Origin of the sequence: Micromonospora sp. NPDC047670, from assembly GCF_043204915.1 — a bacterium.
Lineage (GTDB): Bacteria > Actinomycetota > Actinomycetes > Mycobacteriales > Micromonosporaceae > Micromonospora.
This window is the reverse complement of record NZ_JBIDDA010000020.1, coordinates 18,407-33,188: the sequence shown is the minus strand read 5'-3', so window position 1 is coordinate 33,188 and position 14,782 is coordinate 18,407. Positions and strand designations below refer to the sequence as shown.

Annotated in this window: 13 protein-coding genes; 3 read left to right on the top strand and 10 right to left on the bottom strand. The window is 74.3% G+C overall.

Annotated features, from left to right (window positions below; translation table 11 throughout):
* Positions 1-6 precede the first annotated feature (6 nt).
* Positions 7-786: a hypothetical protein gene (locus ACGF7U_RS29395; protein ID WP_393112186.1), complete on the bottom strand. Its 780-nt coding sequence runs from the start codon at positions 784-786 to the stop codon at positions 7-9.
* A gap of 256 nt (positions 787-1,042) precedes the next feature.
* On the opposite strand from ACGF7U_RS29395, the gene ACGF7U_RS29390 reads away from it, so the two are divergent.
* Both ACGF7U_RS29390 and ACGF7U_RS29385 read left to right on the top strand, forming a co-directional pair.
* Positions 1,043-1,522, top strand: coding sequence for a DUF4383 domain-containing protein (locus tag ACGF7U_RS29390; protein WP_393112184.1), 480 nt, complete (start codon positions 1,043-1,045; stop codon positions 1,520-1,522).
* A 120-nt stretch (positions 1,523-1,642) separates the two neighbouring features.
* Positions 1,643-2,302: a DUF6766 family protein gene (locus ACGF7U_RS29385; RefSeq protein WP_393112182.1), complete on the top strand. Its 660-nt coding sequence runs from the start codon at positions 1,643-1,645 to the stop codon at positions 2,300-2,302.
* A 36-nt stretch (positions 2,303-2,338) separates the two neighbouring features.
* On the opposite strand, the gene ACGF7U_RS29380 is transcribed toward ACGF7U_RS29385, so the two are convergent.
* The 8 genes from ACGF7U_RS29380 to ACGF7U_RS29345 all read right to left on the bottom strand — a co-directional run bounded on the left by ACGF7U_RS29380 (position 2,339) and on the right by ACGF7U_RS29345 (position 11,960).
* Complete coding sequence (locus tag ACGF7U_RS29380) at positions 2,339-2,788, bottom strand: GNAT family N-acetyltransferase (protein WP_393112180.1); 450 nt, start codon at positions 2,786-2,788, stop codon at positions 2,339-2,341.
* 70 nt (positions 2,789-2,858) lie between these two features.
* Positions 2,859-4,325, bottom strand: a complete 1,467-nt coding sequence (gene obgE, locus ACGF7U_RS29375) for a GTPase ObgE (protein WP_393112178.1) — start codon at positions 4,323-4,325, stop codon at positions 2,859-2,861.
* A gap of 92 nt (positions 4,326-4,417) precedes the next feature.
* Positions 4,418-4,672, bottom strand: coding sequence for a 50S ribosomal protein L27 (gene rpmA, locus ACGF7U_RS29370; protein ID WP_088975624.1), 255 nt, complete (start codon positions 4,670-4,672; stop codon positions 4,418-4,420).
* Between the two features lie 11 nt (positions 4,673-4,683).
* A complete protein-coding gene (rplU, locus tag ACGF7U_RS29365) occupies positions 4,684-4,998 on the bottom strand; it encodes a 50S ribosomal protein L21 (RefSeq protein WP_393112176.1) in 315 nt (104 codons plus the stop codon).
* A 165-nt stretch (positions 4,999-5,163) separates the two neighbouring features.
* Positions 5,164-5,655, bottom strand: coding sequence for a hypothetical protein (locus ACGF7U_RS29360; protein ID WP_393112174.1), 492 nt, complete (start codon positions 5,653-5,655; stop codon positions 5,164-5,166).
* A gap of 117 nt (positions 5,656-5,772) precedes the next feature.
* On the bottom strand, positions 5,773-8,940 hold the full coding sequence (locus ACGF7U_RS29355; protein WP_393112172.1) for an Rne/Rng family ribonuclease: 3,168 nt from the start codon (positions 8,938-8,940) through the stop codon (positions 5,773-5,775).
* 131 nt (positions 8,941-9,071) lie between these two features.
* Positions 9,072-9,791 (bottom strand): TIGR03936 family radical SAM-associated protein, encoded by a 720-nt coding sequence (locus ACGF7U_RS29350; RefSeq protein ID WP_393112312.1) that lies wholly within the window; start codon positions 9,789-9,791, stop codon positions 9,072-9,074.
* 183 nt (positions 9,792-9,974) lie between these two features.
* The gene (locus ACGF7U_RS29345) at positions 9,975-11,960 is read right to left on the bottom strand and encodes a TIGR03960 family B12-binding radical SAM protein (RefSeq protein ID WP_393112170.1); all 1,986 of its coding nucleotides are present in this window, start codon (positions 11,958-11,960) and stop codon (positions 9,975-9,977) included.
* 794 nt (positions 11,961-12,754) lie between these two features.
* Here ACGF7U_RS29345 and ACGF7U_RS29340 point away from each other — a divergent pair.
* A complete protein-coding gene (locus ACGF7U_RS29340; RefSeq protein ID WP_393112310.1) occupies positions 12,755-13,864 on the top strand; it encodes a hypothetical protein in 1,110 nt (369 codons plus the stop codon).
* A 138-nt stretch (positions 13,865-14,002) separates the two neighbouring features.
* Here ACGF7U_RS29340 and ACGF7U_RS29335 read toward each other — a convergent pair whose 3' ends face one another.
* Positions 14,003-14,701, bottom strand: coding sequence for a lysophospholipid acyltransferase family protein (locus ACGF7U_RS29335; RefSeq protein ID WP_393112168.1), 699 nt, complete (start codon positions 14,699-14,701; stop codon positions 14,003-14,005).
* Positions 14,702-14,782: the final 81 nt, after the last annotated feature.

Sequence of the window (14,782 nt, the reverse complement as noted above, 5' to 3'; positions counted from 1 at the left end):
GTGGGCTCACGGACGGGTGGTCCCGGTCGACGGCACGCCCGGCAGCGGGTCGGTCTGGGTCACCGGCGGCAGCGGCTGACCGACGCCACCGGCCGGGTCGGCGTAGCTGGTGGTGGTCTGCGGGTCGGCGTACGCGCCCGGCGTCGGGTCGAGGTAGCCGCCCGGCGGCACGGCGTCCGGCACCGCGCGCGGGGCCGGCGTGGTCGGGAGGACCGCGGTGCGGTCCGGGTCGTAGCCCGCGCCCGAGCCGTACGCCGAGTAGCCGTTGCCGCCCTGGCCGTCGCCGGCTGCGGAGATGTTCTTGGTCAGCCGGCCGGCGAGCACGCCCAGCACGGCGGCACCGACCAGGAAGGTGCCGGGGTTGCGGCGGGCGTAGTCGCGGACCTCGGCGATGAGGTCGCCGGGCTCCCGCTGCTCCAGCCAGCCGGCCACGCCGTGCACCCGGTCGGCGGCCTGGCGGGCGATCTCGCTCACCGGGCCGGCCTGACCGCCCTGCTCGGCCATCGAGCGCATCTCGTCGGCCAGCGAGCGGAGCCCGCCGGCGGCGCGCCGCTGCTGCTCACCTGCCTGGCTGGCGACCTGGGTCCGGGCCTCGCCGAAGAGGTTGCGCGCCTGGAGCTTCGCCTCGCCGACGACCTCCCTGCCCTGCTGCTTGGCCGTCTCGGCCACGGCGCCGCCGGCCTGCTTGGCCTCGGTGCCGACCTGACGGGCCTGGTCGCGGACGCCGCCGCCGTTGGTCGACTCCTGCCCGTACGTGGAAGTCGTGGGTGACAGATCGTAAGTCATGATTTCCCTTCCGCTCGGAAAGTCGTCGCGGTTGTGCTGGGGGGATGCGCCGGCCGTTGCTGCCGTCGCCTCACTTGACCTACCCTCCGTCGCCGTTTCCATACCTCCTTCGTGACTTCTCCTGCGTCCCGTGGCCGGAGCACTACAAAATGGAGGATCGTCGGGCCGGGTGTCGACGCCGTCGCGGACAGCGACGGCCGCTCCCGCGGCCGGCGCCGCGGGCAGGGCGTTCCGCGGGTCCACGGAGGTGACATCGATGGCACGGAACGCACGCGGGGGCCGGGCGGGGCCGAAGCCGCGGGTGCAGCTCGCCGCCGTGGCCGCGGCCGGGGTCTTCGCCCTGGTCGGCGTGCTCGGGTTCGTCCCCGGCGTCACCACCGGCTACGGCGACATGACGTTCGCCGGTCACCACTCCGAGGCGCGGCTGCTCGGCCTGTTCCAGGTGTCGATCCTGCACAACGCGCTGCACCTGGGCTTCGGGCTGGCCGGCCTGGTGCTGGCCCGCAGCGTCGCCGGGGCCCGGATCTTCCTCGCCGGCGGCGGCGCGCTCTACCTCGGCCTGTGGCTGTACGGCTTCGCGATCGACCGGGAGAGCGGGGCGAACTTCATCCCGGTCAACGACGCCGACAACTGGCTGCACCTCTTCCTCGGCTTCGGCATGCTCGCGTTCGGGCTGCTGCTGTCGAACCGGGTGGGCACGGGCACCCGGCTGGACGACCCCTTCGACCGCCCCTGACCCCTCGCCGGCCTGCGGGCCGCCCGGCTGCGACCCCGCCCCGCCCACCGGCTGCGGCGTTTGCCCGGCCCACCGTCCGGGCACCGGAGGATCAAGGGCCGTCGACGAGGAGGGGGCAGCATGCCGAAGTGGCTGCGCGACAACGCGCTCACCATCGCGATGTTCGGCGCTTTCCTCGTCTTCCTGGTGTTGCAGAGCGTCTTCGGGTGGCACACCCACAACGAGGAGTTGACCGAGTTCGGGGCCGCGCCGACGAGTTGGCTGGCGTACCTGCGCAGCGGTCACTTCATCGAGTCGGTCTTCGAGAACTGGGAGTCGGAGTTCCTCCAGATGGGCGGCTACGTGCTGCTCACCGCGTACCTCGTGCAGCGCGGGTCGGCGGAGTCGAAGCCGGTGGAGCAGACCGACCGGCCCGAGGACGACGAGCGGCGGGCCACCCCCGACTCGCCCTGGCCGGTGCGCGTCGGCGGGCTGCCCCTGATCATCTACCGGAACAGCCTCTCCATCGCGCTGCTGCTGATCTTCGCCGGCTCGTTCGTCGGTCACCTGCTCGGCGGGACCGCCGAGTACAACGAGCAGCAGGCGCTGCAGAGCGGGGCGCCGCCGATCGGCGTCTGGGAGTTCCTCGGCACCAGCGAGTTCTGGTTCCAGTCCATGCAGAACTGGCAGAGCGAGTTCCTCGCCGTCGGCACGCTGATCGTGCTGAGCATCTTCCTGCGCCAGCACGCCTCGCCCGAGTCGAAGCCGGTCACGGTGGCGCACGCCCACACCGGCGACTGACCCTACGGCCCGGCCGGCCGCGGGGTGCCGCCGCCATCAGGCCGGGACGGAGAGCCGCTTGGCGAAGCAGACGCTGTACGGGTTGTCGACGTACTCGCCGTAGACCGGGATCGGCTCGTACCCGCAGGAGGTGTAGAGCCCGATCGCGGCCGGCAGGTACGTGCCGGTCTCCAGGCAGACCCTGCGGTGCCCGTGCTGGTAGGCCAGCTCCTCCAGGGCGGTGAGCAGTTGCCGGGCGATGCCCCGCCCCCGGTACGCCGGTCGCACGTACATCCGCTTGATCTCGCCGCTGCCGTCGGCCAGGGCCTGCAGGCCGCCACAGGCGACCGCCCGGCCGTCGACCACCACCGCCAGGTAGCGGATGTCGTCGTGGGTGACCGTCGCCTGACCGTCCAGTCCCCCGTCGGCCTCGCGCAGCTCGCGCTGCTGGGCGATCACCAGGGTGGCGATCTCGGGGTCGGTGGCGGGACGCGTCTCGATCAGCATCCCGCCACGTTAGGCCGGCCGCGTTTCCCGAAGGTTTCCGGAACCCGTCGTGGTCACGGAGCGCAACGAGCTATTCGGCGTCGTCGGGAACGTCGTCCGAGACGTCGGCGTCCGTGCCCTCGATCTCGTCCTCCGGCCGGCGCCGGCGGGCCTTGCGGGCCGCCAGCCGCTCCGCCGCCGAGGCGCGGGTCGACTTCTCCTCCAGCCGGACGTCGGTGCCCCGGTTGCCCGGGACGAAGTCGGCGCCGGCGTAGAGGGTCGGCTGCCAGTCGAACTCGCGGTCGCCGATCCGGACCAGGTCGCCCGGCTCCGCGCCGGCCTTGCCGAGCTTCTCCTCGACGCCCAGGCGGGCCAGCCGGTCGGCCAGGTAGCCCACCGCCTCGTCGTTGTCGAAGTTCGTCTGGCGCACCCACCGCTCGGGGCGGACGCCCCGCACGACCCAGGCGCCGTCCGGCGCGGCCTCGATCGTGAAGCCGGCGTCGTCGACCGCCGTCGGCCGGATCACGATCCGGGTCGGCTCGGCCGGCGGCGCGGCGCTGCGCGCCTGCTCCACCAGCTCGGCCATGGCGTACGTCAGCTCCTTCAGCCCCTCCCTGGTGGCCGCGGAGACCTCGAACACCCGGAAGCCACGCTCCTCCAGGTCGGGGCGGACGATCTCGGCCAGGTCCCGCCCGTCCGGCACGTCGACCTTGTTCAGCGCCACCAGGCGGGGCCGGTCGGCCAGGCCGCCGTACTCGGTCAGCTCGGCCTCGATGGTGTCGATGTCGGCGACCGGGTCCCGGCCGGGCTCCAGGGTCGCGGTGTCGATGACGTGCACCAGCACCGAACAGCGCTCGATGTGCCGCAGGAACTCCAGGCCGAGGCCCTTGCCGGTGGCCGCCCCCGGGATCAGCCCCGGCACGTCGGCGACCGTGAAGGTGTGGTTGTCCACCCGGACCACGCCCAGGTTGGGCACCAGGGTGGTGAACGGGTAGTCCGCGATCTTCGGCTTGGCGGCGGAGATCACCGAGATCAGCGACGACTTGCCGGCCGACGGGAAGCCCACCAGGCCGACGTCGGCGACACTCTTGAGCTCCAGCACCACGTCGAGCTGCTCGCCGGGCTCGCCCAGCTCGGCGAAGCCGGGCGCCTTGCGCCGCGCGTTGGCCAGCGACGCGTTGCCCCGGCCGCCGCGCCCGCCCCGGGCCACCTCGAAGGTCGTGCCGGCGCCGACCATGTCGGCCAGCACGGTGCCGTCGAGGGCCTGCACGACCGTGCCGTTCGGCACCTTCAGCACGAGGTTGCGCCCGTTCGCGCCGTCCCGGTTCGATCCGGCGCCGCCCTTGCCGTTCTCGGCCTTGACGTGCGGGCGGAAGTGGAAGTCGAGCAGCGTCGTGACCTGCGGGTCGACCTCCAGGGACACGCTGCCGCCGTGCCCGCCGTTGCCGCCGTCGGGGCCGCCGAACGGCTTGAACTTCTCCCGGTGGATCGAGACACAACCGTGCCCACCATCGCCGGCCTGCAGGTGCAGGACGACCCGGTCAACGAACGTCGCCACGGGCGTCAATCCTTCCAGCGAGGTCGACGCCCCGCACGAGAAAAGCGAAGCGGGCCGGGACACGAGGTCCGCGGCCCGCTGCGCCGGAGGAACTACTGCTGCGGCACGATGCTGACGGTCTTGCGACCGCGCTTGGTGCCGAACTGGACCGCACCGGCGGCCAGCGCGAAGAGCGTGTCGTCTCCGCCGCGGCCGACCAGGTCACCGGGGTGGAACTTGGTGCCACGCTGACGGATGAGGATCTCACCCGCGCTGACGACCTGACCACCGAAGCGCTTCACGCCGAGCCGCTGGGCCGCGGAGTCACGACCGTTGCGCGAGCTGGACGCACCCTTTTTGTGAGCCATCTGAGGACGACCTACTTCCCGCTGGAGATGCCGGTCACCTTGACCTGGGTCAGCGGCTGGCGGTGACCCTGGCGCTTGTGGTAGCCGGTCTTGTTCTTGAACTTGTGGATCCGGATCTTCGGGCCCTTGGTGTGCGCGGCGATCTCGCCGGACACCGCGACCGTGGCAAGCTTCGCCGCGTCGGTCACCAGGTCGTCACCGTCGACGAGGAGCACCGCGGTGAGCTGCACCGCGTCGCCGGGGGCACCGGCGAGCTTCTCGACCTCGATCACGTCGCCCTCGGCGACCTTGTACTGCTTGCCGCCGGTCTTGACGATCGCGTACATCGGAGGCGGACTCCCTGTCGTTGAGGCTGCTGGCGGGTGTTCCCGCGGCGGCTCGCCGGGCAGCAGAGGCACGGCGGCGTGGGCACGCGGGAACTCGGCACACCAAAGTGCGCCGCAGGCAAGCGTACGCCATGGGAGGCCCGACACCCAAACCGGCCCCGCAGGTCAGCGGGCGCAGAGCTGGTCGAGGCGCTGCCGGAGCCGGTCCAGCTCGGTCTCGTCGATCGCGTCGACGTCGGTACCCAGCGCGCCGACCTCGGCCGACATGTCCGCGAGGAGCGTCTTGAGCTGGGCGTCCCCGGCCCGGGACGACTCCCGGCGCAGCGCGGCCCGCCAGTCGGTCAACGCCGTCAGGATCCGCTTGCGGGCGGCCTCGGCGGCGCTGCCGTCGTTCGCCCCGACCGCCGCGACCATCCTGCCGAGCTCCTCGACGTACGTCCGAACGGCGGTGTCCCCGGCCGCCTGTGCTGCGGCACACACCTCGGGGGCGTTGCCGCCCGCCGCCCCGCTGCCGGCCCCCGGCCCGGCACCCGCCGCCCCGCCGGTGGGCCCGCTCGACGCGGTGCCCGTGGCGGCCGGCGCCGGCCGCTCGGCCGCGCACCCGGCGCCGGTGAACAGGACAGCGGTGACCGTGGTGACGGCGAGCAGACGGCGCATCGTTCCTCTCCTGACCGGGGTGGCCGATCGTGGCCGGGGATCGACCATACGACAGGGCCCCCTCCCCGGGACATTGCCGGGAAAGGGGCCCTGTCAAACGCCGGGCTGGTCAGCCGGTCACGGCCGGGTGCGCCGCCGCGGGCCGCTGCGCCGCGAGCGGCGCCGGCCGGAGCCGCCGTCCGGCTCGTCGCCGTCGGTGTCGGCCAGCGCGTCCGGGTCGTCCGGGGCGGCCAGCCGGGCGGACTCGCCCGTCTGGCTGTCGGCGACCTCGGGCGCGGCGGCGGTGTCGGCCTCGTAGCGGGACAGGTCGTAGCCCATGGTGTCGTGGTAGTCGGCGTCCGGGGTGGCCTCGGTGTCGACCTCGGCGACCTCGGCCACCGTCCGCTCGACCGGCGCGCTCTTGCGGGCCCGCCGTCGGGACGACCCGCCGCCCTGGTCCGCCGCCGGGGTGGCGACGGCCGAGGCGACCGCCTTGACCTTCTCCGCCGCACCGCCGCTGGCGCGCGGCTTCTCCGGCACCGGCTCGGTGTGGATGATCAGGCCCCGGCCCTTGCAGCACTCGCAGGTCTCGCTGAACGCCTCCAGCAGGCCCGCGCCGATCCGCTTGCGCGTCATCTGCACCAGGCCGAGCGAGGTGATCTCGGTGACCTGGTGCTTGGTGCGGTCGCGCCCCAGGCACTCGGTCAGCCGGCGCAGCACCAGCTCACGGTTCGACTCCAGCACCATGTCGATGAAGTCGATCACCACGATGCCGCCGATGTCGCGCAGCCGGAGCTGCCGGACGATCTCCTCGGCGGCCTCCAGGTTGTTCCGGGTGACCGTCTCCTCCAGGTTGCCGCCCGCGCCGGTGTACTTGCCGGTGTTGACGTCGACCACGGTCATCGCCTCGGTGCGGTCGATCACCAGGTGGCCGCCGGAGGGGAGGAAGACCTTCCGGTCCAGGCCCTTGAGGATCTGCTCGTCGATGCGGTACGTGGCGAAGACGTCGGTGGTGCCGACGTGCCGGCGCAGGCGGGCGACCAGGTCCGGCGAGACGTGCGATAGGTACGACTCGACCATGCCGTACGACTCGTCGCCCTCGATCACCAGCTCGCGGAAGTCCTCGTTGAACAGGTCCCGCACGACCCGGATGACCAGGTCCGGCTCCTCGTAGAGCAGCACCGGGGCGCCACCCTCGGCCGCCTTGGCCTGGATGTCCTCCCACTGCGCCTGCAGCCGCTTGACGTCGCGGGCCAGCTCGTCCTCGCTGGCGCCCTCGGCGGCGGTCCGGACGATCACACCCGCGCCGTCCGGCACCAGCTTCTTCAGCACGTCGCGCAGCCGCTTGCGCTCGGTGTCGGGCAGCTTGCGGCTGATGCCCGAGGCGTTGCCGTGGGGCACATACACCAGGTGCCGGCCCGAGAGCGCGATGTGGCTGGTCAGCCGGGCGCCCTTGTGGCCGATCGGGTCCTTGGTGACCTGCACGAGCACCGAGTCGCCGGACTTGAGCGCCTGCTCGATCGAGCGGGCCCGGCCCTCCAGGCCGGTCATGTCCCAGTTGACCTCGCCGGCGTACAGGACGGCGTTGCGGCCGCGCCCGATGTCGACGAAGGCCGCCTCCATGCTGGGCAGGACGTTCTGCACCTTGCCCAGGTAGACGTTGCCGGCCATCGTGCCGGAGGAGTTGCGGGTGACGTAGTGCTCGACCAGCACGCCGTCCTCGAGGACGGCGATCTGGGTCCGGTCGCCGCGCTGGCGCACCGCCATCACCCGGTCGACGGCCTCCCGGCGGGCCAGGAACTCCGACTCGCTGAGGATCGGCGGCCGGGTCCGGCGCTGCTCGCGGCCGTCGCGGCGGCGCTGGCGCTTAGCCTCCAGCCGGGTCGAGCCGGAGACGCCCTGCACCTCGTCGACGGTCTTGCGCGGCTCGCGGATCTTGACGACGGTCGGCACGCCGTCGTCGGCCCCGGCCTCGACGTCGCCGGCACCCCGGCGACGACGCCGCCGGCGCCGGCGGGTCAGCGCGTCGCCGCCCTCGGCCTCCTCGTCCTCCTCGCCTTCGGCCTCCTCCGCCTCGGCCTGCGCGGCCTCCTCGGACTCCTCGTCCTCGGCGTCGTCGGCACCGCCCTTGCCCCGGCCTCGGCCCCGGCGGCCGCGGCGGCGCCGGCGGCGGGCGGCGGCGCTGTCGTCCTCGTCCTCTTCCTCTTCCTCGGCGGCCTCCTCGGCCTCCTCGGTCGGCTCCTCCTCGGCCTCGACGGCCTCGGTCACCTCGACGTCGCGGCGGCCGCGCCGGCGCCGGCGCGCCGGCTCGGCCGGCTCCTCGGCGGCGGGCTCCTCGGCGGCGGGCTCCGCCACGGCCGGCGTGGGCGTGGCGACCCGGGCCAGCGGGATGTCCTCCGGCTGCGGGGCCATGAAGAGCACGGTCGGCGCGGAGAGCGCGGCCCGCCGGCGGCGGGTGCGCGGCTCCGGCTCGACGACCGGTTCCGGCTCGACGACCGGTTCCGGCTCGACGACCGGCTCCTCCTCGACGACCGGCTCCTCCTCGGCGGGCGGGGTGACCGCGACGCCCGGCGGGACCTCGCCCGAGCGGGCCTCCGCGCCGCTGACCGCGACGGGCCCGGCGGCGGCCCCGAACCCGGTGCCCGCCTCCGGCGCGGCGGGCGTCGGCTGCGGCTCGGTCGCGGGCTGCGGCGTCGTGGCGGTGGGAGTCCCGTCGGCCCCGGCGGCCGGCTCGGTGGGCGCGCCCGCGGCGTCGGCCGGGGCCTGCGCGGCCGGCTCGGCCGCCGCGGGGGCGGCCTTCTTCCGGCGGGTACGGGTCGCCTTGACCGGCGGCGCGGCCTCGACAGGGGCCTCCCCCGCCGGCACCGACGCCTCACCGGCGGCCGGTGCCGCGGGCTCCTCGGCGGCCGACGCCGCGGGTTCCTCGGCGGCCTTGGCGGTGGTGGCCTTGCGGCGGCGGCGCGTCGCCTTCGGGGCGACGTCGAGGTCGCCGGAGACCGGGGCGAGGACCTCGGCCTGGGGTGCCTCGGCGCTGCCCGGCACAGGCCCGGTCGACGCCTCGACCGGCACCTCGGTCTGCTCCGGCTGGTTCAGCGGCGCGGTCCGCCGCCGGGTGGTCCGCCGCCGGGCGGGCGCGACCGGGGCCTGTCCCGCCTCGGTCGCTCCGGCGTCGGCCGTGCCGGCGGAGGTCTCCGCCCCGGTGCCGCTCTCCGCGCCGGTGGTGTTCCGGGTGGTGCTGTTGTCAGCGGTCTGTTCGGCCGGCTGTGAACCGGTCCGTTCGCCGCCCTCGGGCTCGTTCTCGAGCATGGACGTTCTCCAGTTCTGGCTGCCCCGGGCGCGGGTGAGCGCTGCCACGCAGGGTCGCCGCAAAAGTGTTTCCGCCGGGCGCGCAGGGTGCGCGACCGCCGAAGTCTGCCTGCCTGAACGCCGACCGTCGGTCAGCGTTCACCGATGGTTGCCCCGTCGCGGTCCGCGTCCAACGGATCCGCGATCGCACCCTGCGCGGTCAGCGTGCCCTGTGCCAGCCGGATCACCCTCGGGGAGACCGGCGGCTCCAGGGCGGCCACCACGCGGAGGCCGGAAAGGACGTCATCGGGCCGCACGGAGGGGGTGACCTGCCGCACGACCAGTTCGAGTATCGCACACGGTACGGCCGGGGCCCCGGAAGGCGTCTCCGTCGGCGCGACGACATCGATGCGGAGCACTGCGGCGCGGGCGTCGAAGGTGCGCCGCCCCTGCTTGGTCATCCGCTCGACCAGCACCTCGTCCGCGGCGGTGAAGGCGGAAACCGCCCGTTCCAGGACGGCGGGGTCGACCTCGGGCAGCTCGATCCGCCAGTGCGAGGCCTCGATCCGATCGGCAAGACTCCCGCCGCCGGCCACGACGGCGTCGAGAACGTCGAGCCCCGGCGAGAGCGCGGCGTCCAGCGCGGCGCGCAGCTCCTGCGGGTCGACCGGCTCGCGGAGGCCGATCTCCAGATATTCCGCCTCGCTCGCCACCCCGGTGGGTGCCGCGCTGGCGTACGAGATCTTGGGGTGCGGGGTGAAGCCCTGGGAGAAGGCGATCGGCACGCCGGCCCGGCGCAGCGCCCGCTCGAACGCCCGGGCGAAGTCCCGGTGCGAGGTGAAGCGCAACGGACCGCGCTTGGCGTACCGGATCCGGACGCGCTGGACGACCGGCGCCTGGCCGCCCTCTGGCTGTGGTTTCCTACTGATCGTCGTGCTCCTCGTTCGGTCAGTGCTCGTTGATCATGAAGTCATTGTCGACGACCCGCGACAGCGGTGACAACAACCTCATGATCAACGGAGTGGGCCCGGGGTGGGCCGCCAGGCCGGGGCGGGTTACTGCTGGGCGCCGGTGGGGAGCTTCAGGCCGTTGATCGGGGTGAGCGGGAGGAGCTTCTTCCCGGTCGGGCCGATCTGGATCTCGGTGTCCATCGACGGGCAGACGCCGCAGTCGAAGCACGGGGTCCACCGGCAGTCGTCCTGCTCGTACTCGGAGAGCGAGTCCTGCCAGTCCTGCCAGAGCCAGTCCTTGTCCAGGCCCGAATCCAGGTGGTCCCAGGGCAGGACCTCCAGCTCGTCGCGCTCGCGGGTGGTGTACCAGTCGAGGTCGACCCCGAAGGCGGGCAGCACCTCGGCCGCCGCGTCCACCCAGCGCTGGTAGGAGAAGTGCTCGCTCCACCCGTCGAACCGGCCGCCGTTCTCCCAGACCTTGCGGATCACCGCGCCGACGCGGCGGTCGCCCCGGCTGAGCAGGCCCTCGATCAGGGAGGGCTCGCCGTCGTGGTAGCGGAAGCCGATCGCCCGGCCGAGCGAACGGTCGGAGTTAATCGCCTGCTTGAGCATCTTCAGCCGGCCGTCGATGACCTCCGGCCGCTCCATCGCCGCCCACTGGAACGGGGTGTGCGGCTTCGGCACGAACCCGCCGATGGAGACCGTGCAGCGGATGTCCTTGCTGCCGGTGGCCGCCCGCCCCGCCTTGATGACCTCGTGCGCCATGTCCGCGATCTCGAGGACGTCCTCGTCGGTCTCGGTGGGCAGGCCGCACATGAAGTACAGCTTCACCTGCCGCCACCCGTTGGTGTACGCGGTGACGACGGTGCGGATCAGGTCTTCCTTCGACACCATCTTGTTGATGACCTTGCGGATCCGCTCCGACCCGCCCTCCGGGGCGAAGGTCAGACCGGTGCGCCGCCCGTTGCGGGACAGCTCCTGGGCGAGGTCGATGTTGAAGGCGTCGACCCGGGTCGACGGCAGCGACAGCGACACGTTGGTGCCCTCGTACTGCTGGGCGAGGCCCGAGCACATGTCGCCGATCTCGGAGTGGTCGGCCGACGACAGCGACAGCAGGCCCACCTCGTGGAAGCCGGAGAACTCCAGCCCCTGCTGCACCATCTGCCCCACCGTGGTGATGGAGCGCTCGCGGACCGGCCGGGTGATCATGCCCGCCTGGCAGAAGCGGCAACCCCGGGTGCAGCCCCGGAAGATCTCCACCGCGTACCGCTCGTGCACCGTCTCGGCGAGCGGGACCAGGGGCTTCTTCGGGTACGGCCAGGCGTCCAGGTCCATGGTCGTGCGCTTGTGCACCCGGAACGGCACGTCCGCCCGGTTCGGCACGACCCGCTGGATCCGGCCGTCGGGCAGGTAGTCCACGTCGTAGAAGCGCGGCACGTAGACGCTCTCGGTGCGGGCCAGGCGCAGCAGCAGCTCGTCGCGCCCGCCCGGGGAGCCCTCCGCCTTCCACTCCCGGACGATCGCGGTGATCTCCAGGACCGCCTCCTCGCCGTCGCCGAGCACGGCGGCGTCGACGAAGTCGGCGATGGGCTCCGGGTTGAACGCCGCGTGGCCACCGGCCACGATCACCGGGTCGGCGTCGGTGCGGTCGGCGGCGAGCAGCGGGATGCCGGCCAGGTCGATCGCGGTGAGCAGGTTGGTGTAGCCCAGCTCCGTGGAGAAGGAGACGCCGAACACGTCGAAGCTGCGCACCGAGCGGTGCGCGTCGACCGTGAACTGCGGCACGCCGTGGGCGCGCATCAGCTTCTCCAGGTCCGGCCAGACCGCGTAGGTCCGCTCGGCGAGCACGTCGGGCAGCTCGTTGAGCACCTCGTAGAGGATCTGCACGCCCTGGTTGGGCAGGCCGACCTCGTAGGCGTCGGGATACATCAGCGCCCAGCGCACGGCCGCCGAGTCCCAGTCCTTGACCACCGCACCCAGCTCGCCACCGACGTACTGGATGGGCTTGGTCACCTGGGGCAGCAGCGGCTCCAGCTGGGGCCAGACGGAATTGGCCGCGACGGGGCGCGGCGTGGTGGACGGGACGCTCATGAAGCCCAAGGGTACGCGCCCCGTCGGCGGGGACCGCGCGGACGCCGCCGCGGCGCCCGGGCGCTCGTCGTCGCTCCCCGACCCGACGCCCGCCCGACCCTCGTCCTCGGGGCGGCGGCGGGCGGTGGGCGGGATCGCCCCGCTGGCACGTCGGTACTAACCTCGGACCGGCGCGAGAGGAGATTGCCGCGATGCCGCAGCCGCAGCCGGGCCCGGACCGGCCGGCCGACGGGAGCACCCCGGGCCCGGACCAGGGCCGGGATCCGGCGCTCACCGAGGAGCCCACGTCCTCCCCCGCAACGCCCGGCCCCACCGGCGGCACGGGCCCGGAGGGCACCCGTGAGCTGCCCGCCGACGATCCCGGCGTGAGCGCGACCGACCGCGCGGTGGGCGCCGTCGACGCCGACGCCACCGCCACGCCGGACGCCGCCACCGCCGCCGCCACGCGGGAGACTTCCGCCGCTCCGCCCGACGCGGTCGCCGCTGCGGGGAGCGCCACCGCCCCGCAGGGCGCCGCTGCCGGCCCGCACGACGCCGCCCGCGCGGCCGGACAGGAGGCCACCGGCCCGGGCGGGGAGGACGCCGGCCCGGGCGGGGAGGACGCCGGCCCGGGCGGGGAGGACGCCGACGGCACCGGGCCGGGGAGCGTTGCCGCCGGGCCGGGGGGCACTCCTCCGGCGCCCGCCGACGGGCGTGCGACAGATTTCCCGGCGGTCGGGCCGCAGGGCACGCGCGTGCTCCCCGGCGACGGACCGGCGGCGGAGTCACCGGCGGTCGGGCCGCGGGGCACCCGGATGTTCCCCGCCGACGAGCGGCCGGCCGAGCCGCCCGCGCCCCGGTGGAGCGGCTCCGCGCCGGTTCCTCCGCCACGGCCGCGCAAGCGCGCCTGGGGCGAGTCGGCCGAGCCCACGCCGGTGCCGCCGCTCCCGGCGGAGCCGCCCGAGCACCGCACCCCGGTGGACCCGTGGGCCGGCGCGGACACCGGTGGGTGGGAGCTGCCGTCGGCCGAACTGCCGCCGCTGCCGCCGACGCTGCCCTATCCGGCCGCGCCGCCGGCCCGGCCGCACCCCGCGCCGCCCGTCCACTCCCCCGCGCCGCCCGCGCCGCGTCCGGCCCCGCCGCGGCACGCTCCGCCGCGGCACGACGCGCCGCCGGTCGCCTACCCGGTCTCGCCGCCGCCGGTCGCGCACCCCGCCCCGCCGCCGGTCTCCCGGGCGGCCGTCCCGGTGCAGCCGGCGGCGCCCCCGCCTCCGCCGCCCACGCCGCCACGGCAGCGGCGGGCGAAGACGCCGCCAGCTGCGCCGCCGCCCGGCTTCCAGGCACCCAAGGGGTACGTCCCGGTCGCCGTCCGCAAGCGTCGCCGCTGGCCGTGGGTGCTGCTGCTCACGCTGGCCTGCTGCTGCGGCTGCCCGGCCTACTACGGGGTGCCGATGGCGTCGCAGTACCCGGCCAGCGCCACCCTCCCCGCGGAGGTGGCGGACCTGCGGCTGCGCGACGACAACAACAGCAAGGAGACCGCCAAGCGCCTGGAGGCGGAGGTACGCAAGGCGCACTGGCTGGCCGAGGACACGTTCGCGGGCGTCTACAGCACGTCCGCGGGCAAGCGGGTGACCGTCTTCGGCGGCACCGGTTTCCGCCTCACCCCCGAGTCGGACGCGCAGGACGAGATCACCCGGCTGGCCGGGCAGTACTCCCTCGGCGAGGCGCGGGTGGTCGACACCGGCGTACGCGGCCGGCACGAGCGCTGCGCGGTGGGCCGCGCCGACGGCGACGACGTGGTCGTTTGCACCTCCGTCGACCACGGCAGCATCACCACCGCGGTCTTCACCCGGCTCTCGGTCGACGACAGCGCCGCCCTGCTCGGCACCCTGCGGGAGCAGATCGTCACCGCCGAGCAGGGCTGAGCCGGGGCCCTCCCCGGCGGCCGGCGTACGGGTTCCGCGCCTGCCGCGGCGTCGGCTCCCCGGCCCGCGCTGCCGGACTGGCGACGCGGACGAGGACACCGACCGGGGAGAAGCGGCGCGAGCCGCCCCGGGGTCAGCTCAGACGGCGCCGGGCTCGCCGGCGACCGGCGGGTGCGCGCGCGGCGGGGCGTAGCGGGGGACGTACTCCTGGCCGGTCAGCTTCTGGATCTCGGCCATGATCTCGTCGGTCATCGCCCGCAGCGAGGTGCGGTCGTCCGGCCGGCCGGTGAAGTCCAGCGGCTTGCCGAACCGTACGGTGATCTTGGCGCGGCCGGGGCGGGGCACCCGGGTCCCGATGGGCTGGGCCTTGTCGGTGCCGAGCATGCCGACGGGGATGATCGGCACGCCGGCCGCCACCGCCAGCCGGGCCGCGCCGGTGCGCCCCCGGTAGAGCCGGCCGTCCGGCGACCGGGTCCCCTCCGGATAGACGGCGACCAGGTCACCGGCCTTGAGCACCGGGATGGCGGCGTCGAACGCGGACAGTGCCGCCCGACCACCGGCACGTTCCACCGGGATGGCGCCCAGGCCGGTGAGCACGAACCTGGAGAAGGCGCCCTTCGGGCCGGCGCCCTTGAAGTACTCCGACTTCGCCCAGAACGCCAGGTGCCGGGGCACGACGGTGCCGAGGAACAGCTCGTCGGCGACGGAGAGGTGGTTGCCCGCGAAGATCGCGCCACCGGTCTCCGGGATGTACTCCAACCCCTCCACGGTCGGACGGAAGGCCAACCGGAGCGCGGGCGCCACGGTGAGCTTGCCGATGGTGTAGAGCAGGGGCACTGGTCCTCCGGCGGATCGTGTGCGGGCGGGCGGTGTCACGGTAGCGGACGGATCCACGGGATGCCGCACGGGTGGCGGGCC